Origin of the sequence: Arenimonas terrae, from assembly GCF_006265115.1 — a bacterium.
Lineage (GTDB): Bacteria > Pseudomonadota > Gammaproteobacteria > Xanthomonadales > Xanthomonadaceae > Arenimonas > Arenimonas terrae.
The window spans coordinates 40700-62985 of sequence record NZ_SMDR01000004.1; the positions used below are offsets into that span (position 1 = coordinate 40700).

The 22286-nt window shown below is 71.4% G+C and carries 17 protein-coding genes and 1 riboswitch; of the genes, 6 read left to right on the forward strand and 11 right to left on the reverse strand.

Features of this window, described 5'->3' with window-relative positions; translation table 11 throughout:
- Window positions 1-11 precede the first annotated feature (11 nt).
- The 3 genes from thiC to E1B00_RS14060 form a co-directional block, all read right to left on the reverse strand.
- Window positions 12-1895 carry a phosphomethylpyrimidine synthase ThiC gene (gene thiC / locus E1B00_RS14050; protein ID WP_139449886.1) on the reverse strand — a complete coding sequence of 628 codons (1884 nt, stop codon included), beginning with the start codon at window positions 1893-1895 and terminating at the stop codon, window positions 12-14.
- Between the two features lie 112 nt (window positions 1896-2007).
- Window positions 2008-2104: riboswitch (TPP riboswitch) on the reverse strand.
- A gap of 59 nt (window positions 2105-2163) precedes the next feature.
- Window positions 2164-5277 (reverse strand): efflux RND transporter permease subunit, encoded by a 3114-nt coding sequence (locus E1B00_RS14055; protein WP_139449888.1) that lies wholly within the window; start codon window positions 5275-5277, stop codon window positions 2164-2166.
- A 12-nt stretch (window positions 5278-5289) separates the two neighbouring features.
- Entirely contained in the window at window positions 5290-6423 is a 1134-nt protein-coding gene (locus E1B00_RS14060) for an efflux RND transporter periplasmic adaptor subunit (RefSeq protein WP_220396301.1), read from the reverse strand.
- 75 nt (window positions 6424-6498) lie between these two features.
- On the opposite strand from E1B00_RS14060, the gene E1B00_RS14065 reads away from it, so the two are divergent.
- The 3 genes from E1B00_RS14065 (at window position 6499) to E1B00_RS14075 (ending at window position 9388) form a co-directional block, all read left to right on the forward strand.
- Window positions 6499-7140: a TetR/AcrR family transcriptional regulator gene (locus tag E1B00_RS14065; RefSeq protein WP_139449890.1), complete on the forward strand. Its 642-nt coding sequence runs from the start codon at window positions 6499-6501 to the stop codon at window positions 7138-7140.
- 213 nt (window positions 7141-7353) lie between these two features.
- A complete protein-coding gene (locus tag E1B00_RS14070) occupies window positions 7354-8007 on the forward strand; it encodes a protein-L-isoaspartate O-methyltransferase family protein (RefSeq protein WP_139449892.1) in 654 nt (217 codons plus the stop codon).
- 22 nt (window positions 8008-8029) lie between these two features.
- Entirely contained in the window at window positions 8030-9388 is a 1359-nt protein-coding gene (locus E1B00_RS14075; RefSeq protein ID WP_139449894.1) for a TolC family outer membrane protein, read from the forward strand.
- 22 nt (window positions 9389-9410) lie between these two features.
- On the opposite strand, the gene waaA is transcribed toward E1B00_RS14075, so the two are convergent.
- On the reverse strand, window positions 9411-10715 hold the full coding sequence (gene waaA, locus E1B00_RS14080) for a lipid IV(A) 3-deoxy-D-manno-octulosonic acid transferase (RefSeq protein WP_246048736.1): 1305 nt from the start codon (window positions 10713-10715) through the stop codon (window positions 9411-9413).
- Between the two features lie 54 nt (window positions 10716-10769).
- Between waaA and lpxL the strand changes: the two genes are divergently transcribed.
- A complete protein-coding gene (lpxL, locus tag E1B00_RS14085; RefSeq protein ID WP_139449896.1) occupies window positions 10770-11681 on the forward strand; it encodes an LpxL/LpxP family Kdo(2)-lipid IV(A) lauroyl/palmitoleoyl acyltransferase in 912 nt (303 codons plus the stop codon).
- Here lpxL and E1B00_RS14090 read toward each other — a convergent pair whose 3' ends face one another.
- The 5 genes from E1B00_RS14090 to E1B00_RS14110 all read right to left on the reverse strand — a co-directional run bounded on the left by E1B00_RS14090 (window position 11682) and on the right by E1B00_RS14110 (window position 15864).
- Window positions 11682-12566, reverse strand: coding sequence for a lysophospholipid acyltransferase family protein (locus E1B00_RS14090; protein WP_139449898.1), 885 nt, complete (start codon window positions 12564-12566; stop codon window positions 11682-11684). It abuts the gene before it with no gap.
- A gap of 1 nt (window position 12567) precedes the next feature.
- Complete coding sequence (locus E1B00_RS14095) at window positions 12568-13890, reverse strand: O-antigen ligase family protein (protein WP_139449900.1); 1323 nt, start codon at window positions 13888-13890, stop codon at window positions 12568-12570.
- Window positions 13868-14977 (reverse strand): glycosyltransferase, encoded by a 1110-nt coding sequence (locus E1B00_RS14100; RefSeq protein ID WP_139449902.1) that lies wholly within the window; start codon window positions 14975-14977, stop codon window positions 13868-13870. The genes E1B00_RS14095 and E1B00_RS14100 overlap by 23 nt, the downstream gene beginning before the upstream one ends.
- Window positions 14978-14992: 15 nt before the next feature.
- Window positions 14993-15196 (reverse strand): zinc-finger domain-containing protein, encoded by a 204-nt coding sequence (locus E1B00_RS14105; protein ID WP_139449904.1) that lies wholly within the window; start codon window positions 15194-15196, stop codon window positions 14993-14995.
- 92 nt (window positions 15197-15288) lie between these two features.
- A complete protein-coding gene (locus E1B00_RS14110; RefSeq protein WP_139449905.1) occupies window positions 15289-15864 on the reverse strand; it encodes a YceI family protein in 576 nt (191 codons plus the stop codon).
- A 273-nt stretch (window positions 15865-16137) separates the two neighbouring features.
- Between E1B00_RS14110 and E1B00_RS14115 the strand changes: the two genes are divergently transcribed.
- Both E1B00_RS14115 and E1B00_RS14120 read left to right on the forward strand, forming a co-directional pair.
- On the forward strand, window positions 16138-16887 hold the full coding sequence (locus E1B00_RS14115; protein ID WP_139449907.1) for a hypothetical protein: 750 nt from the start codon (window positions 16138-16140) through the stop codon (window positions 16885-16887).
- Between the two features lie 60 nt (window positions 16888-16947).
- Window positions 16948-17898: a mitochondrial fission ELM1 family protein gene (locus E1B00_RS14120; protein ID WP_139449908.1), complete on the forward strand. Its 951-nt coding sequence runs from the start codon at window positions 16948-16950 to the stop codon at window positions 17896-17898.
- 64 nt (window positions 17899-17962) lie between these two features.
- Here the strand turns inward: E1B00_RS14120 and glnE are convergent, their stop codons facing one another.
- Window positions 17963-20785, reverse strand: a complete 2823-nt coding sequence (gene glnE, locus E1B00_RS14125) for a bifunctional [glutamate--ammonia ligase]-adenylyl-L-tyrosine phosphorylase/[glutamate--ammonia-ligase] adenylyltransferase (protein ID WP_139449910.1) — start codon at window positions 20783-20785, stop codon at window positions 17963-17965.
- 165 nt (window positions 20786-20950) lie between these two features.
- Complete coding sequence (locus E1B00_RS14130) at window positions 20951-22165, reverse strand: magnesium transporter (RefSeq protein ID WP_139449912.1); 1215 nt, start codon at window positions 22163-22165, stop codon at window positions 20951-20953.
- Between the last annotated feature and the right edge of the window lie 121 nt (window positions 22166-22286).

The window sequence follows — 22286 nt, forward strand, 5'->3', positions numbered from 1 at the left end:
CTCCCCGGGCGTCAGTCGCGACGATACACTTGGGCGCCCTGGGCCCGGAACTCGGCGGCCTTCTCGGCCATGCCCTGCTCCAGCGCGGCGGCCTCGTCGGCGACGCCGTGGCTGGCGGCGTATTCGCGCACGTCCTGGGTGATCTTCATCGAGCAGAAATGCGGGCCGCACATCGAGCAGAAATGCGCGACCTTGTGCGCGTCCTTGGGCAGGGTCTCGTCGTGGTATTCGCGGGCGCGCTCCGGGTCCAGCCCAAGGTGGAACTGGTCCTGCCAGCGGAACTCGAATCGGGCCTTGCTCAGCGCGTTGTCCCGGGCCTGGGCGCCGGGGTGGCCCTTGGCCAGGTCGGCGGCGTGGGCGGCGATACGGTAGGCCATCAGGCCCTCGCGCACGTCGTTCTTGTCGGGCAGGCCGAGGTGTTCCTTCGGCGTCACGTAGCAGAGCATCGCGGTGCCGAACCAGCCGATCATCGCCGCACCGATGGCGGACGTGATGTGGTCGTAACCCGGGGCGATGTCGGTGGTCAGCGGGCCGAGCGTGTAGAACGGCGCTTCGCCGCAGACGGCCAGCTGCTTGTCCATGTTCTCCTTGATCAGGTGCATCGGCACGTGGCCGGGGCCCTCGATCATGGTCTGCACGTCATGCTTCCAGGCGATCTTGGTCAGCTCGCCCAGGGTCTCGAGCTCGCCGAACTGCGCGGCGTCATTGGCGTCGGCGATGCTGCCCGGGCGCAGGCCGTCGCCCAGCGAGAAGCTGACGTCGTAGGCCTTCATGATTTCGCAGATTTCCTCGAAGTGCGTGTAGAGGAAATTCTCCTTGTGGTGGGCCAGGCACCACTTGGCCAGGATGCTGCCGCCGCGGCTGACGATGCCGGTCACGCGCTTCGCCGTCAGCGGCACGTAGCGCAGCAGCACGCCGGCGTGGATGGTGAAGTAGTCCACGCCCTGCTCGGCCTGCTCGATCAGGGTGTCGCGGAAGATCTCCCAGGTCAGCTCCTCGGCCTTGCCGTCGACCTTTTCCAGCGCCTGGTAGATCGGCACGGTACCGATCGGCACCGGCGAGTTGCGCAGGATCCACTCGCGCGTCTCGTGGATGTTCTTGCCGGTGCTCAGGTCCATCACCGTGTCGGCACCCCAGCGGATCGAGTACACCATCTTCTCGACTTCCTCGGCGATGCCCGAGGACACGGCGCTGTTGCCGATGTTCGAATTGACCTTGGTCAGGAAGTTGCGGCCGATGATCATCGGCTCGATTTCCGGATGGTTGATGTTGGCCGGGATGATGGCGCGGCCGCGGGCGACCTCGTCGCGCACGAATTCGGGCGTGATCAGCTTCTGGATCGCGGCGCCGAAGCTTTCGCCCGCATGCTGGCGCAGCAGGTGGGCTTCCTTGATGGCCTCGAAACGCTGGTTCTCGCGGATGGCGATGTATTCCATTTCCGGCGTGACGATGCCGCGGCGGGCGTAGTGCATCTGGGTGACGTTGGCGCCGGCCTTGGCACGCAGCGGCGGGCGCAGCGCCGGAAAACGCACGGCGTCGAGCTTGTGGTCGGCGGCGCGGGCGCGGCCGAAGTCCGAGCTCAGGCCCGGCAGCGGCTCGACGTCGCCGCGTTCGGCGATCCAGCGTGCGCGCATGGCCGGCAGGCCGGCGCCGAGGTCGATCGCCGCATCGGGATCGGTGTACGGGCCCGAGGTGTCGTAGACGGTGAAGGGTGCGTTCGGCTCCTGGATGCCGTACATGCGCGGCGTCGGGTCCAGCGCGATCTCGCGCATCGGCACCTGCAGGTCGGGGCGCGAACCTTCGACGTGGATCTTGCGCGAGCCGGGGATGGGCCGGGTCACGGATTCGGAGAGTTGCTGCGCCTGGCGCAGCAGTTCGGTCGGCAGGGCGTTCATGCGTTTCGTCCTTTGTGGCCCCGGGCGGGGCGGAACGAAGCGGCGGCGCGATCAGATTCCGGGGTCAGAGTGCATTTATCTGATGGCGGCCAGATAAATGCACTCTGACCCCGGATTACGTCGCGAAGCTCCCTACGCCGGTACCAACCGGATCAGGTTCGAAGGGTATTTCTCAGCCCGCTTCCCGCCGGGCACCCCCGCTTCCGGTCGCCATTCTTCCACGGCCGGGCTCCGGGAGCCAGAAGCGGGCCGGCCCGGCCGTCGCGGCTCAGCGGCGGCCGGATTCGAAGGCCTGCGGATGGCGCGGCCCGCCCACGGGCTCCGCCGGCGGCGGCGGCACGCGGAACCAGGCCGCGTACAGCGCCGGCAGGAACAGCAGCGTCAGCGCGGTGGCCACGATCAGGCCACCCATGATCGCCACCGCCATCGGCCCGAAGAACACGCTGCGCGACAGCGGGATCATCGCCAGCACCGCCGCCAGCGCGGTCAGCACGATCGGCCGGAAGCGGCGCACCGTGGCGTCGATCACCGCCTGCGTGGGCGGATGCCCGGCGGCGATGTCCTGCTCGATCTGGTCCACCAGGATCACCGAATTGCGCATGATCATGCCGCTGAGCGCGATCGTGCCCAGCATGGCCACGAAGCCGAAGGGCACCCGGAACACCAGCAGGAACAGCACCACGCCGATCAGCCCCAGCGGCGCGGTCAGCAGCACCATCGCCGTGCGCGGGAAGCTGCGCAGCTGCAGCATCAGCAGCGTCGTCACCACGCCGAGGAACAGCGGCACGCCGGCGGCGACCGACTTGGAGCCGCGGCCGGAATCCTCGACCGTACCGCCGGTCTCGAGCAGGTAGCCGGGTGGCAGCGAGGCGCGGATGTCCTCCAGCGTCGGCAGGATCTGCGCGGTGACGCTGGGCGGCGTCTGCTCACCGTAGATGTCGGCGCGAACGGTCACCGTCGGCAGGCGGTTGCGGTGCCAGATGATGCCGTCCTCGAAGCCGTATTCCAGCGTCGCGATCTGCTCCAGCGGCACGCTGCGGCCGGTGGTCGCAGGCACCGCGAGACTGCCCAGCAGACTCAGCCGCTCGCGCTCCTCGTCCGGTCCGCGCAGCAGGATCTCGATCAGCTCGTTGCCGTCGCGATAGGTGCTGACCGAAGTGCCCGACAGCGACCCGCGAAGGAAGGCGGCGACGTGCGCCGAGCTCACGCCCAGCACGCGCGCACGCTCCTGGTCGATGTGCAGGCGCACGACCTTGCTGGGTTCGTCCCAGTCCAGGTTGACGTTGCTGACGTGCGGGTTGGCGCGCACCTTGTCGGCGACCTGGCGCGCCAGCCGGCGCACTTCGTCCACGTGCTCGCCCGAGACGCGGAACTGCAGCGGGAAGCCGACCGGCGGCCCGTTCTCCAGCCGCGACACGCGCGCCTGCACGTCGGCGAACTTCTCGTCGAACAGCCCGATCAGCCAGCCGCGCACCGCTTCGCGCGCCTCGATGTCCGGCGTCAGGATCACGAACTGCGCGAAGCTTGCCTGCGGCAGCTTCTGGTCCAGCGGCAGGTAGAAGCGCGGCGAGCCGGTGCCGACGTGGGCGACGTAGCTCTCGATGTCCTTGCGCGTGGCCAGTTCGGCCTCGAGCCGCTTGGCCACGGCTTCGGTCGCGTGCAGCGACGAGCCTTCGGCCAGCTCCAGGTCGACCATCAGTTCCAGGCGCGTGGACGAGGGGAAGAACTGCTGCGGCACGAAGCGGAACATCAGGATCGAGGCGACGAAGGCCAGCACCGTCACCGCGATCACCGTCTTGCGGTAGCGCACGCACCAGGTGACCCAGCTGCGGAAGCGGCGGTAGAACTTCGTGGCATACGGGTCGTGGGCCTGGCCGTCCTCGTCGTGCGGCTTGGGCGCCGGCAGCAGCTTGTAGCCCAGGTAGGGAATGAACACCACCGCCGCGATCCAGGACAGGATCAGCGAGATCGTCACCACCTGGAAGATCGAGCGGGTGTATTCGCCGGTGCTCGAGGCCGCGGTGGCGATCGGCAGGAAACCCGCCGCCGTCACCAGGGTGCCGGTCAGCATCGGGAAGGCCGTGGACCGGTAGGCGAAGGCCGCCGCCTTCATGCGGTCGTAGCCCTGCTCCATCTTCACCGCCATCATCTCGACGGCGATGATCGCGTCGTCCACCAGCAGGCCAAGCCCCAGCACCAGGGCGCCGAGCGAGATCTTGTGCAGGCCGATGCCGAAGTAGTGCATCGCCGCGAAGGTCATGGCCAGCACCAGCGGGATCGACAGCGCCACCACCAGGCCGGTGCGGAAACCCAGCGAGAAAAAGCTGACCAGCAGCACGATCACCACGGCTTCGGTGAGCACGCGCACGAACTCGGCGACCGAACTGCGCACCGCCTTGGGCTGGTCGGACACCTTCTGCAGGGTCATGCCGACCGGCAGGGTTTCCTGCAGGCGGGCGAAATCCTCGTCCAGCACCTCGCCCAGCCGGATGATGTCGCCGCCGGCGCGCATGGCCACGGCGATGCCGATGGCGTTTTCGCCCATGAAGCGCATGCGCGGCGCGGCCGGATCGGCGAAGCCGCGGCGGATCTCGGCGACGTCGCCCAGGCGGAAGCTGCGGTCGCCGACCCGGATCGGGAAGTCGCGGATCTCCTCGACGCTGTCGAAGCGGCCCGACACCCGCAGCTGCACGCGGTCGGTGCCGGTCTCGAAGAAGCTCGCCGGCGCGATCGCGTTCTGTTCGTCCATCGCCTGCTGCACGACGGCCAGCGGCACGCCCAGCGTGGCCAGCTTGGTGTTCGACAGTTCGATCCAGATCTTCTCGTCCTGCAGGCCGATCAGCTCGATCTTGCCGACGTCCGGCAGCCGGTGCAGCTCCAGCTCGATGCGCTCGGCGTAATCCTTGAGCGTGGCGTAGTCGAACCCGTCGCCCTGCAGCGCGTAGATGTTGCCGAAGGTGTCGCCGAACTCGTCGTTGAAGTAGGGCCCGACCACGCCCTGGGGCAGGTTCTGGCGGATGTCGCCGACCTTCTTGCGCACGTCGTACCAGAGCTGCGGCAGTTCCCGCGACACCAGCGAATCACGCGCGACCAGCATCACCAGCGATTCGCCCGGACGCGAGTAGGAGCGCACGAACTCGTAGCGCCCGGTCTCCATCACCTCCTTTTCGATGCGGTCGGTGACCTGGCGCGCCACTTCCTCGGCGGTCGCGCCCGGCCAGAAGGTCCGCACCACCATCACCTTGAAGGTGAAGGGCGGATCCTCGGACTGGCCCAGGCGCTGGTAGCTGAAGAAGCCGACGAAGGCGAGCACCAGCATCGCGTACAGCACCAGCGGCCGGTTGCGCAGCGCCCACTCGGACAGGTTGAAATCGGAGGCCATGGCGTCCGGTCCTCAGCGCGCGTCGGCGGCGGCAGGGGCGGGTGCGGCGGCGGCCAGCGCGACCGGCCGGTTCTCGCGATCGATCGGCTTGATGCGCTGGCCTTCCAGCAACAGGTGCACGCCCGCGGCGACCACCCACTCGCCCGGCTCGAGCCCGGCGAGCACAGGCACCGCCGTTTCGCCGTAGGGGCCGACCTTGACCACGCGCAGGCTCACCTTCGCGCTGGCCGGGTCCACGACCCACAGCGCGGGCTGGCCGTCCTTTTCATGCAGGGCCGACAGTGGCACCGCCAGGGCCTGGCTGTCGTCGGCGAGCGCATAGACGCGCGCGCTCTGGCCGATCTCGGCGCGACCGGCGCCGGCATCGAAGCTCACGCGCGCGGCGAAAGTGCGCGCCTGCGGGTCGGCCGCCGGCGCGATCTCGCGCAGCTTGCCGGGGAAACGCTTGCCGGGCGCCGACCACAACTCGACCAGCAGTTCGCGGCCCGGCACGAAATCCGCCGCGCTCTGCTCGGGCACGCTGATGGCGACTTCGCGCTCGCCGTCCTCGGCCAGCACGAACACGGTCTGGCCCGCGGCCACCACCTGACCGGCCTCGGCCAGGCGCTGCGCGATCACGCCGCTCTTGGGCGCGCGCAGTACCGCATAGGTCGCCTGGTTGCCGGACACGGCGGCCTGCGCCTTGGCCTGGCGCACCCGCGCCTGCGCGGCCTGCTGGGCCGACACGCGGGCGTCGTAGAGGGAGCGGCTGACCAGCTGGCGTTCGAGCAGGCTCTTGTAGCGCTCGAGTTCGGAGTCGGCGAGCGCGAGGTCGGACTCGGCCGAGGCCAGCTGCGCGCGCGCGGCCTCGAGCTGCAGACCGACATCGGCCGCATCGAGTTCGGCCAGGGCCTGGCCGGCCTTCACCCGGTCGCCGACGTCGACCATGCGGCGGCTGATCTTGCCGCCGATGCGGAAGGCCAGGGCCGGTTCATGCTGGGCGCGCACCTCGCCCGGATAGGCGCTGGCGGCTGCGCCCGCGGCCCCGGGCTGTACCACCATGGCCGGACGGGCCGGGCCTTCTTGGGGTTCGTCCTTGCCGCAGGCCACGAGGGCCAGCAGGCCGACCATCAGGAAAATCCGGGGAATCATGCGTGCGGCGCTCATCGGAGGGTCATCTAATTATTGAACCGGGGGTATACTATCTTTACAATACCGCCGAGTTCAATAATATTTTTCGCCATGAGCCTGACCGCCAAGACCCCCTCCCCCGGCCGCCCCAAGGACCTGGAAAAGCGCGCCGCCATCCTCGAGGCGGCCAAGCTGCTGTTCCCGGCCCGTGGCTATGACGGCGTCAGCATGGACGCCATCGCCCAGGCCGCGGGCGTGTCCAAGCTCACCGTTTACAGCCACTTCCAGGACAAGGACACCTTGTTCATCGAGGCCGTGCAGGCGCGCTGCGAGGAACTGCTGCCTTCGGACCTGTTCGTGCCGCGTTTCGAAGGTCCGGTGCGCGCGCACCTGCTGCGGATCGCCCACGCCTTCTTCCGCCTGATCACCAGCGACGAGGCGATCTCGATCCATCGCATGATGTCGGCCCGCACCGCCGACGACTCGCACCTGCCGCGGCTGTTCTGGGAAGCCGGGCCGAAGCGGGTGCAGGAGGCGCTCACCGCCTTCCTGCAGGCCGAACACGCGGCCGGCGAACTGCACGTGCCGGACTGCGCGCTCGCCGCCTCCCAGTTCTTCAGCCTGCTCAAGGGCGAATGCCATGCGCGCCTGCTCTGCGGTCTGCAGGACCACTTCCCCCAGGCCCAGATCGACCGCCACGTCGAAGCGACCGTGGACCTGTTCCTGCGCGCCTACGGCCCGGCCCGCCGATGAGCCCTGAATGCCGGCCCACCCTGTCCTCGGTCGCGGTGACTAATGGCACTACGGCCGTAGTTCCGGGCCCCAGCATCCTGTCCATGCCCGGAATCGATCCGCGCAGGTCAACGGTTTCATGTCCCTTCCGTTACCAGACCGACCGCCCGACTACCGCCGGGCGCCGGCCGGGGCGTAAAATCACGACCCTTGCGATTCAAGGATTTAGCCGTCATGCCCATTGATTTCCAGCAGGCCCGCTTTGCCATGGTCGAACAGCAGGTGCGTCCGTGGGACGTGCTCGACCCGCGCGTGCTCGAGACCCTGATGACTGTGCGCCGCGAGGACTTCGTGCCGGTGCGCCACCGCAAGCTTGCCTTCGCCGACCTGCCGCTGCCGCTGGAGCATGGCGAAGTGATGATGAAGCCGGTGGTCGAAGGCCGCCTGCTGCAGGCGCTCAACCTCGAGGCCAACGACGAGGTGCTGGAGATCGGCACCGGTTCGGGCTTCGTCACCGCCTGCCTGGCGATGCTGGCGCGCGAAGTTGTCAGCATCGACCGCCACGCCGATTTCATCGAGCGAACCCGCGCCCGCCTGGTGGCGGACAACGTCACCAATGTCCGCCTGGAAACCGTGGACGCCTTCGCCTGGCAGCCCGGCCGCCAGTTCGACGCGATCTGCGTCACCGGCGCCGTCGCCACCGACCCGGAGCGTTTCGGCGCCTGGCTCAAGCCCGACGGCCGACTGTTCGTGATCCACGGCCAGTCGCCGGTGCAGGAAGCCCTGCGCATTACGCGACGCGGCGAGGGTTTCCACCGCGAAAGCCTGTTCGAGACCGACGTCCCCTATCTGCACGGTGCCGCCCCGGCGCCGCATTTCTCTTTCTGAAAAGACACCAGGACCCTCCCCAATGCGCCTGAGCCTCCGTCCCCTGACCTTCGCCATCCTGCTGGCCGGCACCACCGCCGGCACCGCCGGCGCCGCCGACCTGATGCAGGCCTACGAAATGGCGCGGCAGAGCGATCCGCAGCTCGCCGCCGCCGAATCGACCCGCCAGGCCATCGGCGAAAATGTCGTGCAGAGCCGCGCGCGCCTGCTGCCCAACATCACCGGCTCGGCCAGCCTGACCGACAGCCGCACCCGCGGCGAAGACCTGTACAGCCGCGGCCGCAGCTACGGCCTGAACCTCAGCCAGTCGCTCTACGACCACGGCAACTACACCAGCCTCAGCGCCGCCCGCCTGCGCCGCGACCAGGCCGACGCCGACTACAAGGCCGCCGCCGACAACCTGGTGGTGCGCGTCGCCGACGCCTACTTCAACGTGCTGACCGCGATCGAAACGCTGGCGTCCTCGCGCGCCGAAGAACGTTCGGTCAAGCGCCAGCTCGACCAGGCCGAGAAGCGCCTCGAAGTCGGCCTGGCGCCGATCACCGACGTGCACGAAGCCCGCGCCCGCTACGACACGGCCCGCGCCAACGCCATCGCCGCCGCCACCGCGCTCGACGACAGCCGCGAAGCCCTGGCCGAGATCACCGGCGAGCCGCTCGAGAACCTGCGCGGCCTGTCGCCGGACTACAAGCCGGTGAACACCGAGGAACTGGCCGGCCAGGACTGGGTCGCGATCGCGACCGAGCGCAACCCGACCCTGCTCTCGCGCGAGCTGGCCCTGGCGGCCGCCGAGCGCGACATCGCCACCGCGCGTTCCGGCCACCTGCCGTCGCTGGGCCTGACCGCCTCGATCGGCGACGAAGCCGGCTGGCAGAACCAGTTCCCGGGCGGCCCGAACACCTCCGGCGGCGGCAGCACCGTCGGCGTCACGCTGAGCGTGCCGATCTTCAACGGCTTCGCCACCCAGTCGGGCGTGCGCCAGGCCGTCGACTACCGCGACGTCGCCGCCGACCAGCTCGAGCAGCAGCGCCGCGCCGTCGTGCGCCAGACCCGCAACGCCCAGCGTTCGCTCTCCGCCGGCGAAGCCGAAGTCGAAGCCCGCCGCCTGTCGGTGGTTTCGGCGCAGGCCGCCTACGAGGCCAGCGAAGCCGGCCTGGAAGTCGGCACCCGCACCATCGTCGACGTGCTGATCAGCCAGCAGGCGCTGTTCCAGGCCCAGCGCGAGTACGCGCGTTCGCGCCACGCCTTCCTGGTCAACACCCTGCGCCTGAAGCAGGCCGCCGGCACCATCGAGCTGGAAGACCTGCAGGAAGTGAACGCCGTGCTGGTCGCCGACGCCGAGGCCTCGCTGGCCGCGGACGCCAACGGTACCGCCGAATAAGCCCGCGAACCCGGCGCGCCGCTCAGGCGCGCCGGCCCTGCAGCACCTCATCCACCAGGTCCAGCGTCCGCGCCAGCGCGCCGGACAGCTCCGCGACCTGGGCCCGGCCCGCCGCGCCCATCGCGGCACGGCGCGCCGGGTCCGCCATCAGCGCCAGCACCGCGTCGGCCATCGCCACCGCATCGGCGGTCTGCACCAGCGCATCGGCCTGGCGCAGGCGCCGGGTGACTTCGGCGAAATTGAAGGTGTGCGGCCCGACCACGCTGGGCACGCCCAGCGCCGCCGGTTCCAGCACGTTGTGGCCGCCGACGTCGCAGAGGCTGCCGCCGACGAAGGCGACATCGGCCGCGGCGAAGAAACCCAGCAGTTCGCCCATCGTGTCGATCACGAAGACCTGGGTGTCAGGCGCCGGCACGCCGTCGGCGCGTCGCGTGCGCACCGAGAACGCCAGCGCGCGCGCGGCATCGGCGACCGGCGCGAAGCGCTCCGGATGCCGCGGCGCCCACAGCAGCAGGCCGTCGGGATGGCGCGCCAGGAACTTCGCGTGGGCGTCGAGCACCGCCTCCTCCTCGGGCGGATGCGTGCTGGCGGCGATCCACACCGGCCGCGCCCCGCCCCAGGCCTTGCGGCAGACCGCGGCCTGTTCCGCCAACCCCTCGGGCACCGCGAGGTCGTACTTGAGGTTGCCGGTGACGACGGTGCGCGCCGGGTCTGCGCCGATGCGCGCCAGGCGCTCGGCGTCGGCCGACGACTGCGCCGCGACCAGGCGCACCGCCCGCATCGCCAGCCTCGCCAGCGCCCGCACCGGCAGGTAGCCGCGCAGTGAACGCTGCGACAGCCGCGCATTCACCATCATCAGGGGAATGCCGCGGCGGCCGCATTCGACGTAGAGATTGAGCCAGATCTCGGTCTCGACGATCACCGCCAGCGCCGGCTTCGCGCGGTCGAGGAAGCGCCGAACCATGCTGCCCAGGTCGTAGGGCAGGTAGACGTGATGCACGCGCTCGCCCCAGAGCGCACGCACACGCTCGGAGCCCGTCGGGGTGATGGTGGTGACCAGCAGCGGCCGGTCCGGATACTTCGCCAGCAGGCCGTCCACCAAAGGCCGCGCCGCCAGCACTTCGCCGACCGATACCGCATGCACCCAGATCGTGCCCTCGGGCAGGGCCTGGTCGCCGAGCCAGGCGTAGCGCTCGTTCCAGCGGTGCAGGTATTCGCGCTGGCGCAGGCCGCGCCAGATCAGGTGGTAGAGGGTGACCGGGAAGGCGATGTGCAGGACCAGGGAGTACAGGCCCAACATCAACCGCTGCCCGAAGGTGAGATGCATGGGCGAAGGATACCCGAGCTCCCGCCGGGACGGCGCCGGCTAGAATGGCGCGGCATGAGCGAGACCCCGCCCCCGCCACCGCTGTCCCCGCGCAACTGGCCGACCTGGCTGCTGGTTGGCCTGGGCTGGACGGTGGCGCGCTGGCCCTGGTGGCTGCAGCGCGCCGCGGGGCCGGTGCTGGGCCGCGCGCTGCTGCACGTGGCCGGCGGCCGCCGGCGCGTCGCCGAGGCCAACCTGGCCCTGTGTTTTCCCGAACTCGACGACCGCGCGCGCCGGAACCTGCTGCGCGCCAACTTCGAATCGCTGGGCCTGGGCCTGTTCGAATTCCTGCGCGCCTGGTGGGGCCGGCTGGCGCCGGTGGACCGCGGCTTCGAGATCACCGGCCTCGAGCACCTGCGCGCCGCGCAGGCCGGCGGACGCGGTGTGATCCTGGTGTCGGCGCACTTCACCACGCTGGAGGTCTGCCTGCGCCTGCTCTGCCAGCACGTGGCCCTGGGCGCGATGTACCGCCCGCACGAACAGCCGGCGATGGAATGGGCGGTCAAGCGCGGCCGCCTGCGCCACGCCCGCGCCATGTTCGCGCGCGACGAGCTGCGGCCGGCGGTGCGCCACCTCAAGCAGGGCGGCGTGCTGTGGTTCGCGCCGGACCAGGAGACGCGCCGCGGCGAGAGCGTGTTCGTGCCCTTCTTCGGCCAGCCCGCCTGGAGCCTGACCTCGACCCACCAGCTGGCGCGGCTGGGCAACGCGGCGGTGCTGCCGCTCTTCCACGAACGCCTGCCGGACGGCCGCTACCGCATCGAAGTGCTGCCGCCGCTGGACGACTTCCCGACCCGCGACGCCACCGCCGACACCGCGCGCATCATGGCCACGCTCGAGGGCCTGATCCGCCGCCGCCCCGAGCAGTACCTGTGGCTGCACCAGCGCTTCAAGCGCCAGCCCGACGGCAGCCGCCGCCGTTACGACTGATCAGTACACCGGCGGTTCGCCCGGCGGCCGCGTCTTGAAGCGGCGGTGCGCCCACAGGTACTGCTCCGGGCATTCGCGCACCACGGTTTCCAGTTCGGCCATGTAGCGCGCCGCGTCCTGCACGGGATCGCCGCTGGGCCAGCCCGTCCAGGTCGGCTCGATGCGGAGCCGGTAGCGGCCATCGGCCCCGCGCCGGTACCAGAACGGCAGCAGCACCGCGCCGGCGCGCCGCACCAGGTCGGGCGTGGCGGTGAGCGTCGCGGCGGGCACGCCGAAGAAGGGCACGAAGGCGTTCTGGTAGGTGAAGTTCTGGTCGGCCGAATACACCACCGGCTGGCCGTCCATCAGGTTTCGCAGCAGTGCGCGCACGTCCTTCTTGCCGATGGTCGGGCCGTAGACCGCGGCGCGCGCGCGGTCGAACCAGGCTTCCAGGCAGGCGTTGTTGTGCCGGCGCACCACCACGCGCACCTCGCGGCCCAGCGCCTGCGACAGCAGCCGCACGGCCAGCTCGGTGTGGGTGAAGTGGCCGCACATCAGCAGCACGCCCTGGCCGCGCGCCAGCGCCGCGCGCAGGTGCTCCAGGCCTTCGACGTCCGCCAGCCCGGCCAGCACCCGCGGTGGCGCGAACCAGGCGCGCACCAGCTCGAGCGCGCCCACCACGGTGTTGACGACGCTGGCCCGGGCCAGGCTTCGCTGCGCCGCCGGATGGAGCGCCGGAAAACACAGCGCGACATTGATGCCGGCGATGCGCCGCCGCGACGCCAGCAGCGGCCAGCACAGCCAGGCCAGGCCGCGGCCGAGGGCGAGCAGCGCCGGCTGCGGCAACCGCGCCAGCACGCGTGCGAGCAGGTCGAGCGGGGCCAGGAAAAAACAGCGCGCCGCCATTTCAGTCGCGGCGCGGCGCCGGCGCGGTGCCGGCCTTGCCGCTGGCCAGCAGGCTGCCGGCGTAGAGCGCCGCCAGCAGCAGGGTCAGTCCGCCCCAGAAGGTCGAATAGAAGGCCAGGTGGGTGTTGAGCGGGAACACCGTGACCGCCAGCGCCAGCATCGCCGGCCGCGCCCGGTCGCGTGCTTCCACCGACGCGAAACGCCAGGCACGCCAGGCCATCGCCACGCCGGAGAGCCAGAACAGCAGGCCGATCACGCCGGTTTCGCTCAGCACCTCGAGCACGATCTGGTGCGCGTGGTAGGCCGCGCCCTTGCCCCACTCCGCCTCGACCGCCGGATTGGGGTCGCAGGCGGGGAAGGCCTTGCGGAAACCGCGCACGCCGATGCCGTTGATCGGGTGCTTCTCGATCATGCACCAGGCCGCCGACCAGATCCGCGTGCGCCCGGACAGCGCGACGTCCACGCCCTCGGCGTCGGCGCTCATGGCCTGGGTGGTGCGCTCGAGGCGCTCGCGCACCTGCGGCGAGCCCAGGCCCAGCGCGACCAGGGCCACGGACCCGAACACCAGGGTCAGGCCCATGCGCTTCCAGCCCAGCAGCCGCCAGCCGCTGAACACCAGCACCAGCGCATAGGTGAGCCAGGCGGCGCGGGCACCGGCCAGCAGGATGACGACACCCACCAGGGCCGCGGCGATGTACCAGCCGAACTTCCCGAAGCGCACCGCGGCACCGTGCAGCACGAAGGGCGAAAGGCTGGCCAGCACCAGGCCCAGCTTGAGGTTGCAGGGCCCGAAGACGCCGCTCAGCCGGTCCAGGGCCGCGAGGTCGCTGGCCGAGCACATGCCCTTGTCGCTGAAGAGCCGGGTGAGCGCGTCGAGCGCGGCGTACATCGGACTGGTGCCGGTCAGCGCCTGCACGATCGCGCCCAGGGTCCACACCGCGGCGATCACGCCGAGGCCGCCGAAGGTGATGCGGCGGCCGCGCTCGCCCGCCACCGCGATCGCCACCAGCCAAAGGAAGGGCAGGTAGCGCAGGTCGAGCAGCGATTCGCGCAGGGCCCGCGCCGGGTTGATCGCGTCCGGCGACGAAAGCAGCTCCGGCAGCCAGTAGCTGAAGAAGAGCACCGTCGTCAGCGCCCAGGCCTCGTGGCTGAGCAGGGCGATGCCGCCGCGGAAGCGGCTCAGCGCCAGCGCACCCAGGGCCAGGATCGCGCCCAGCGACAGCACGGTTTCGGCCGGGCCGGGCAGCGGCCACAGCGCCACGAACGCCAGCACCCACCAGGGTGCCCAGCGCAGGCTGACGTCAGTCGGCGGCGAGGCGTTCATAAAGTTCCAGGGTGGCGGACTGCATGGCCGCCAGGGTGTGGGGGATGGTAACCGGCATCGGCGGCGGCGCGGCAAGCAGGGCGTGCGCGGCGCCGGTCAGCGCCTCCAGGTCGCCCAGCGGCACCGCGCCGACCGGATACAGGCTGCGCAGCAGTTCGCCGACACCGCCGTGGTCCCAGCCCAGCACGGGACGGCCGACCGACAGCGCCTCGAGCACGGTGCGGCCGAAGGCTTCGGGCTTGTTCGACAGCTGCAGCACCAGGTCGGCGACCGCATACGCTTCGCGCACGTCGGCGCGCGGTGGGCTGATCGCGGTCACCGCGCGTACGCCCAGCGCACCGGCGAGCTGCTCGAGTTCGGCGACGTAGCGCTCGCGTCCCGGTTCGCGCGCGCCCAGCAGCCACAGGCGCGCGTCTTCGCCGGTGGCGCGCAGCGCCGCCAGCAGGCGCAGCGCGTCGGCATGGCCCTTGAGCCGGGTGCCGCGCCCGGGCAGCAGCAGCAGGCGGCCGCCCTGCAGTTCCGGAAGCTCGGCGGCGAAGTTCTCCTGCCAGGCCAGCGACGCGGGTACGCCGCGCGGGAACTCCGCGGGATCGATGCCGCGCGGCACCACCGTCAGCCGCGCCGGATCGGTGTCGGGCCAGTGCCGCAGCACGTACTCGCGCACCGTGTCCGACACGCAGATCACCCGTTCGCCGCGCCGCATGATGCCGCTGTAGCGACCGGGCGAATTCATGCCGTGCACCGTGGTGACGAAGTGCGGCCGCGGCGCCGGCAGGCCGCGCAGCGCCAACCAGCCCAGCCAGGCCGGCAGCCGCGAGCGTGCGTGCACGATGTCGGGGCGCAGTTCGGCCAGCTGCGCGCGCAGGCGGCGCATCGTCGCGAAGGCGCGCAGCGACTTGCGGCCGATGTCCAGCCGGATGTGCTCGCTGCCGCCGTCGGCCAGCGGCCGTTCGAGCCGGCCTCCGGCCGAGATCACGACCGAACGGTGCCCGGCGGCCACCAGGGCCGCGGCGATTTCCAGGGTGGAGCGCTCGACGCCGCCGCTATGCAGGGCCGGCAGCAGCTGGACGATGGTCAGGCGGCGCAAGGCCCGGCCCGCCACTCAGTCCTTCAGGACGTAGACGGCACCGCAGTAGGGGCAGGTGGCGCTGCCGGAAGCCTCGACCGGGAGGTAGACGCGCGGGTGCGAGTTCCACAGCGCCATCGCCGGGGTCGGGCAGGACAGCGGCAGGTCGGCGCGGCGGACCTCGTAGCGGCGCTCGGCATTGGCGGGCGCGCGGCCGGTGGCGGTGTCGGTTCGCGACATGGCGGCAATTCCTCGGGAGACGGCGGGCATTTTACACCCGCCGGCGCCCGGAAGGCGGGGCCCGGCGCCGCGGCGCCGGGCCTCCGGCCGGATTACGGCTTGGCCAGGCGCGATTCGACCGTGATCTCGATGGTCACTTCGTCGCTGACCGCCGGCGCGTAGCCGCCGACGCCGAAGTCGCTGCGCTTGATGACGGTACGGGCGTCGAAGCCGGCGGCCGGGGTCTTGGCCATCGGGTGCTCGCCGATCTTGTTGATGGTCACGTCCAGCACAACTGGACGGGTGACGCCGTGGATGGTGAGGTCGCCGGCGACCTTGAGCTGACCTTCGCCGGCCGCGGTGACGGCGGTGCTGGTGAAGGTGGCGGTGGGGAATTTCTCCGCGTCGAAGAAGTCGGCGTTGAGCAGGTGCGCGTCGAGCTTCTCGACGCCAGTGCTCAGGCTGGCCATCGGGATGGTCACCTTCACCGAGGACTGGGTCGGGTCCTGGGCGTCGAACAGGAACTCGCTCTCGACCGTGTCGAAGCGGCCGGTGATGTTGGAGAAGCCGAAGTGGCTGTAGGTGAACTCGACCTGGGTATGGGTCGGGTCGATGGTGTAGCGGTCGGCGGCCTGGGCACCGAAGGCGGCGACGGCGAGCAGGCTGGCAAGGACGAGGCGCTTGAACATGGGGCGGACTCCGGAAAGGGATCTGGCGTGGGGCTTGGATCGAGGCAGGTTGTCCGGGGGCCCGTTCATCGAACGGCTCCCGTGCGCGTCCACCGGACCAAAGACGGACCCCAGTGTAGGCAGCAGGCCTGCCGCGGACAGCCCAACCGGCAAAACGTATCGTTGCAGCGACCGGATCGGGCGCCTGCCTGCGTGAATTCCCTGCGAACGCGCCGCCACCCGCGCGCGTCCCGGTCCGCCACCCGGCGCACCGGCCCCGAAACGGAGCCTTGCATGAACCGTTCGTCCCTGTTCGTCGCCCTGCTCGCCGCCGGCGCGGCGGCCGCCACCCCCGCCCTCGCCGCCAAGCCCGATCCCGTGCTAGCGCCCGCCGCCGTCACCACCGAGGAGGTCGGCGACGCCGGCAGCTTCGGCAAGAACGTGAAGTGGCTGGGCCTGGCCTCCGGTTTCGTGCAGCTGCTCGACACCTGCACGCCGGCCCCGGGCGATCCGGCGCCCGAGAACTGCATCGAGGTCAACCCGGCCCCCGCCGTCACGACCTTCAACCTCAGCAACCTCGACAGCGTCACCCTGCCGGGCCGCAGCACCGACACCCTGATCTGCCACTGGCAGACCCCGATCGTCAGCTACAGCGCCGCCAACACCACCGGCGCCAGCGCCAGCTTCCAGTTCCGCGTGACCCCGGTCTACCGCATCCAGAGCGAAGTGCTGAACGATCCCGCCCTGATCGACCCGACCACCGGCCTGCCCTTCGGCGGCGTGCTGGAGCTGGCGCTGACCTCGATCAACCTGTCCTCGCAGATTCAGCCGGGCGACTTCGAGTTCGAGACCATCACCGGCACCCGCATGTGCATCGGCGGCCTGGTCAGCAAGGAAAGCCTGGTCGGCACCTACGGCCTGACCGAGGCGCAGGCCAACCGCTTCTTCCGCCGCCCGATCACCATCAGCCTGGGCATCCGCGGCCAGTCGCGCCTGGTCGACGGCGCCAGCATCAACATCGGCACGCGCTTCGTCGGCGACTGATCCGCCGCGGCGGCACCGCGATCTCGCGGTGCCGCCGCGGTTCCGGCTACCCTGCGCGGGATGGCCGATCCTTCTTCCTGCTGGTTCCTGCACGACGGCGCCGCCGGCCACCGCCAGCAGGCCGGCGCGCTGGCGCATGCGCTCGCCCCGGAGCCGGTCGAATTCCTGCTGCAGGCCCGTGCTCCCTGGTCCTGGCTGGCGCCCCGCCGCCTGCCGGGCGACCAGGCGGCCTTCGGCCCTGCGTTCGCCGCCGCGCTGGCCTCGCCGCCTGCCCTGGCCATCGGCTGCGGGCGCCGCGCCGCGCTGTCGACGCGCCTGCTGCGCGAACGCGGCAGCCGGGTGGTGCAGGTGCTGCATCCGCGCCTGGATCCCGCATATTGGGATCTCGTGGTCGCGCCCGAACACGATGGCCTGACCGGCGCCAACATCATCACGCTCTGCGGCAGCCTGCATCCGGTCGATGCCGGATGGCTCGCCGCCGCACGCGCGCAGTTCGCGCACTTCGCCGCCCTGCCCTCGCCGCGCACCGTCGTGCTGCTGGGTGGCCGCACGCCCGCGGTGCGCTTCGATCGCGGCGCCTTCGAAGTGATGGCGGCGAAACTCGAACATTGGCTGGCGACCGAAGGCGGCAGCCTGATCGTGCTCGGCTCGCGGCGCACGCCGCCGCTGATCGCGACGCTGGCGCGCAGCTACTGGGCCGACACGCCCGGCCAGCGCTGGTTCGATCCCTCGGACGGCGACAACCCTTATGCCGGCGCGCTGGCCTGGGCCGACCGCTTCGTGGTCTCGCCCGATTCGGTGAACATGGTCTCGGAAGCCTGCGCCACCGGGGCGCCGGTGTACGTCGCCGAACCGGGCCGTGCCACCGGGCGCGTACGCGCCTATCTGGACGAGCTGCTTCGGCGGGGCCGCATCCGCGCCCAGGGCCGGCACCCGGATGCTTTCGACGCCGAACCGCTGCGGGAAACCGCCCGCGTCGCGGCGCAGGTGCGGGAGCGGCTCGGGCTCTAGCGACGGATCATCACCGACGGATGCCGCGCCGCTCCGAACGGGCGCGGATGGCGTGGCGGGGCGATCACGCGCCCGGATGTGCCGCGCCGGTGTCCACCTCGAACGCCAGGTCCGCCTCCGCGCAAGCGTTGCGCACGACCGCCCGTGCGGCGTCGAGCGCCGGATCCGGCGGCACCAGCCGCGGCCGCTGGTCGAGCGTGCAGTCCAGGCCCAGGCCAAGCATCAGTGCATGCGCCTGCAGCAGCGCATCCACGCTGGCGCGCGCCAGCACGCCGGCCTGCGCCAGCGCCTGCAGCAGACCCGGCGTGTCGCGCGGCCCGACCAGCGCCGGCGCGCGGCCGGCGTGCTCGAGCACCAGGGCCTGCAGCAGGAACTCCAGGTCCACCAGGCCGCCCTCACCCTGCTTGAGGTCGAAACGCACGGCGCTGCTGCGGTCGAGTTCGCCGCGCATGCGCCGGCGCATCGCCCGCACGTCCTCGCGCAGCGCGTCATGCGGCCGCGCGGCGGTCAGGGTCCGGCTGCGAATGGCTTCGAAGGCATCGCCCACCGCGGCCGCGCCGGCGATCGGCCGCGCGCGCACCAGGGCCTGGCGTTCCCAGGTCCAGGCGCGCTGCTGCTGGTAGTCGGCGAAACTTTCCAGGCTCGACACCAGCATGCCCTTGGCGCCGTCGGGCCGCAGGCGCACGTCGATCTCGTAGAGCTTGCCGGCGCCGGTGACCGAACCCAGCAGGCTGACCAGGCGCTGCGCGAGGCGCGCGAAATAGCGGCCGGCGTCCAGCGGCCTCGCGCCATCGGAACCAGCGTCGGGCGCCGCGTCATGCAGGAAGACCAGGTCGAGGTCGGAGCCGAATCCCAGCTCGTGTCCCCCCAGGCTGCCGTAGCCGAGCACCGCCAGGCCGGCGCCGGGCACGCGGCCGTGCGCGGCGGCGAGGTCGGCCTCGGCCAGCGCCAGCGTCGCCGCCAGCAGCGATTGCGCCAGCGCGGCCAGCCGGCGCGCGGCGTCCACCGCCGGCAGACGCTGGCCCAGGGTCGCCAGCGCGATGCGGAAGCCGATCGCCTGGCGCAGTTCGTTGAGCGCGTTGAGCGCCGCTTCGGTGTCGCCCGGCGGCAGCGGCGCCAGCGCCTCGGCGACCAGCGCCTCGAAGTCCGCTTCTTCCGGCACCGGGCCGGCCGCGCGCGAATCCAGCAGTTCGTCCAGCAGCAGCGGATGCGCGGCCAGGCGGTCTGACAGCAGCGCGCTGCGCGCGGTCACGTCGGCCAGGCGCGCCAGCGCCGCCGGCTGTTCTTCCAGCAGGGCGAGGTAGCTGGTGCGGCGCGTGATCGCCTGCAGCAGGGCCAGCCCGCGCGGCAGGGACGCGTCGGGCGCCTCGCTGCGCGCGGCGGCTTCCAGCAGCTGCGGCAGCACGTTGTCCAGGCGCTGGCGGCCGCGGCCCGACAGGGCCCGCACCGCCGGCGTGCGGGCGAAGTCGCGCAGCGCGGCGTCCTGGGCGACCGCATCGCTGAAGCCGGCATCGGTGAGCACCGCCGCATCGCCGCCATCGGGAAGCGCGCGCCAGTACTGTTCGATCGCGCCGGCGTGGGCGCGACGGCGGCGGCGCGCCTCGAGCAGGCCGGAGAACTCCTCGGCCACCACCGCGCGATGCCCGTCCAGCTCCGCCAGCATCGCCGCCTCGTCCGGGAACGCCAGCGCGCGGGCGATGCGCGCGCGCGCCAGCGCATCGTCCGGCAACGTGTGCACCTGCTGGTCGCCCAGCATCTGCACGCGGTTCTCGAGCCGGCGCAGGAAACGGTAGGCCGCGGCCAGGCGCTGCGCCGTGGCCGTCGCGATGTGTCCGGCCGCCGACAGCGCGGACAGCGCCGGCAGCAGCGAGCGGTGCCGCAGCGCCGGCTCGCGCCCCGCGCGGATCAGCTGCAGGGCCTGCACCAGGAACTCCACCTCGCGGATGCCGCCAGGCCCGAGCTTGAGGTCCTCCGCCAGCTCGCGGCGCTGCACTTCGGCGGCGATCAGCGCCTTCATCTCGCGCAGGCCGTCGAGCGCGCTGTAGTCGAGATAACGCCGGTAGACGAAGGGCCGCAGCGTTTCCAGCAACCGCTCGCCGGCCGCAAGATCGCCGGCCACCGGCCGCGCCTTGATCCAGGCGTAGCGCTCCCAGTCGCGGCCTTCGCGCTGGTAGTACTGCTCCATCGCGCCGAAGCTCAGCGCCAGCCGGCCGCTGGCGCCGAACGGGCGCAGGCGCAGGTCGACGCGGTGGCTGAAGCCGTCCGCCGTGACGTCGCCCAGCAGCTGCGCCAGGCGCTGGCCCAGCCGCGTGAACCAGGCCTCGGCGTCCAGCGGGCGTGCGCCGTCGCTTTCGCCGTGTTCGGGGAAGGCGTAGACCAGGTCCACGTCGGAGCTGAAGTTGAGTTCGCCGCCGCCGAGCTTGCCCAGCCCGAACACCACCAGCGACTGCACGTCGCCGGCGGCGCTGCGCACCCAGCCGTGCCGGCCGGCGAGTGACGCCGACAGCGCGTCGACGCCGGCCTGCAGCGCCTGGTCGGCGATGCGGCTGCTGCCGGCGAGCGTGGCGTCGACGTCGTCGAGCCCGCGCAGGTCGCGCCAGACCAGCCGCGTCGACTCGCCCGCGCGCCAGCGCCGCAGCTGCGCCGGCCAGTCGGCTTCGCGGTCGGCTTCCAGCCGCAGCAGCGCGGGCGCGCCGTCGAGCGTGTCCAGCAGCTCAGGCTGCCGGCCCAGCGTGTCGATGGCGAAATCGCTGCACAGCGCCAGCTGCGCCAGCGCCTCGCGACGCGGCGGATCGGCGAGCACCGCCGGCGCACGTTCGGCCAGCCGCGCAAGCGAGCGCTCGACCAGGGACGTCAGGGCATGATCGATCGAAGTCGGCACGGGCATCGCCGGATTCTGTCACGCGCGGCGGCCGCGCAAAAAAAGAAAGCCCGCAGCGCAAAGCAGCTGCGGGCTTTCAGCTCCCTCCCCCACGTCGGAAGCGCAGGCATCGTGGCCCGGGGCCAGAACGCTTGCACGTTGCACTGCAACATGTACCGCCGGGTACAGGAATCAGACCACCAGCCAGGTCACCAGGCCCAGGAAACTGCCCATGCTGACCACGTCGGTCATGGTGGTCAGGAAGATGCTCGAGGCGGTCGCCGGGTCGGCGCCCAGGCGCTTGAGGATCAGCGGGATGGTGGCGCCGGACAGGCCGGCGATCATGCAGCTGAAGGCCATGGCGGCCATCGTGATCAGGCCCAGGATCAGCCCGTCCGAGCCGCCGTCGCGCGACACCACCCAGTACATGGCCGCGCCGGCGATCGCGCCGGTGACCAGGCCGTTGAGCGCACCCAGCAGGCCCTCCTTGCCGACGATGGCGGCGATGCGGGCCGAGCGCAGTTCGCCCAGGGTCATGCCGCGCAGCATCACCGCCAGCGCCTGGCAGCCCAGGTTGCCGCTCTGCCCGCCCAGCACCGGCAGGAACACCGCCAGCACGACCACCTTGTTGATGGTGTCCTCGAAATAGCCGACCACCGCCGCCGCCACGAACACCGTGAGCAGGTTGATCAGCAGCCAGGGATTGCGGAACTTGAAGCTGCGCCACAGCGGCGTCGCCAACCGCTCCTCGGTGTCCACGCCGACCATCGCACCGGCCTGCGCCGAGATCTCGAAGGCCTGCTGTTCGAACAGCACCTGGCCGCGCACCTGGCCGACCAGGCGGCCGTCCTCCTCGCAGACGGGGTAGACCGGATAGTGCCGCGTCACCACCTCGCGCATAGCGTCCACCAGGTCGGTGCCCGGGCGCAGGAAAAACGGCGCGCGGATCATGATCTGGTCGAGCGGCCGGTCGCGTTCGGCGTACAGCAGGTCGCGGAAGGCGACCACGCCCTGCAGCTTCTGCGCGCCGTCCACCACCCACAGGTAGGTGACCAGGCGCTTCTTCACCACCTCGCGCAGGGCTTCCACCGCTTCGGCCACCGTGGTGGTGGACGGGAACACGGCGGGCGGATCCTCGATCAGGCGGCCGACCGAGCCCTCGGGGTAACGCTGGCTGTCGGTCCAGTCGGTGCCCGCGGGCGCGGCGGCCATGATGGCGCTGCGTCGATCACCCGCCATCGCGGCCAGCAGCACATTGGCCTGCGCCGGCGACAGCCCGGCCAGCAGCTGCGCCACCTGCGCCGGCGGCAGCGGCTGCAGGCGATCGAGCGCCGACTGCGTGTCGAGCGCCGGCAGCTGGCGGGCAAGGTCGGACGGCGGGGGCAACGCGGCGGTGTCTTGGGTCACTTCGGTATCTCCGGGCAAGCGCCCCTGAAAAACGCCTTAAGACTAGCCCACCGGACAGCCCGCGCACACGCCGCAGGAACGTTCGCTCTGAGACAATCGCCGCCTCGCACCCCACGGCGAA

What these genes read in the sequence shown, in the direction of transcription:
- E1B00_RS14110 (WP_139449905.1), bottom strand. Translation starts at nt 15,864, where the DNA reads ATGTTCAAGCGCCTCGTCCTTGCCAGCCTGCTCGCCGTCGCCGCCTTC.
- E1B00_RS14060 (WP_220396301.1), bottom strand. Translation starts at nt 6,423, where the DNA reads ATGAGCGCCGCACGCATGATTCCCCGGATTTTCCTGATGGTCGGCCTG.
- E1B00_RS14105 (WP_139449904.1), bottom strand. Translation starts at nt 15,196, where the DNA reads ATGTCGCGAACCGACACCGCCACCGGCCGCGCGCCCGCCAATGCCGAG.
- E1B00_RS14055 (WP_139449888.1), bottom strand. Translation starts at nt 5,277, where the DNA reads ATGGCCTCCGATTTCAACCTGTCCGAGTGGGCGCTGCGCAACCGGCCG.
- E1B00_RS14090 (WP_139449898.1), bottom strand. Translation starts at nt 12,566, where the DNA reads ATGGCGGCGCGCTGTTTTTTCCTGGCCCCGCTCGACCTGCTCGCACGC.
- E1B00_RS14065 (WP_139449890.1), top strand. Translation starts at nt 6,499, where the DNA reads ATGAGCCTGACCGCCAAGACCCCCTCCCCCGGCCGCCCCAAGGACCTG.
- waaA (WP_246048736.1), bottom strand. Translation starts at nt 10,715, where the DNA reads ATGCATCTCACCTTCGGGCAGCGGTTGATGTTGGGCCTGTACTCCCTG.
- E1B00_RS14095 (WP_139449900.1), bottom strand. Translation starts at nt 13,890, where the DNA reads ATGAACGCCTCGCCGCCGACTGACGTCAGCCTGCGCTGGGCACCCTGG.
- E1B00_RS14070 (WP_139449892.1), top strand. Translation starts at nt 7,354, where the DNA reads ATGCCCATTGATTTCCAGCAGGCCCGCTTTGCCATGGTCGAACAGCAG.
- E1B00_RS14075 (WP_139449894.1), top strand. Translation starts at nt 8,030, where the DNA reads ATGCGCCTGAGCCTCCGTCCCCTGACCTTCGCCATCCTGCTGGCCGGC.
- E1B00_RS14120 (WP_139449908.1), top strand. Translation starts at nt 16,948, where the DNA reads ATGGCCGATCCTTCTTCCTGCTGGTTCCTGCACGACGGCGCCGCCGGC.
- thiC (WP_139449886.1), bottom strand. Translation starts at nt 1,895, where the DNA reads ATGAACGCCCTGCCGACCGAACTGCTGCGCCAGGCGCAGCAACTCTCC.
- E1B00_RS14115 (WP_139449907.1), top strand. Translation starts at nt 16,138, where the DNA reads ATGAACCGTTCGTCCCTGTTCGTCGCCCTGCTCGCCGCCGGCGCGGCG.
- lpxL (WP_139449896.1), top strand. Translation starts at nt 10,770, where the DNA reads ATGAGCGAGACCCCGCCCCCGCCACCGCTGTCCCCGCGCAACTGGCCG.
- glnE (WP_139449910.1), bottom strand. Translation starts at nt 20,785, where the DNA reads ATGCCCGTGCCGACTTCGATCGATCATGCCCTGACGTCCCTGGTCGAG.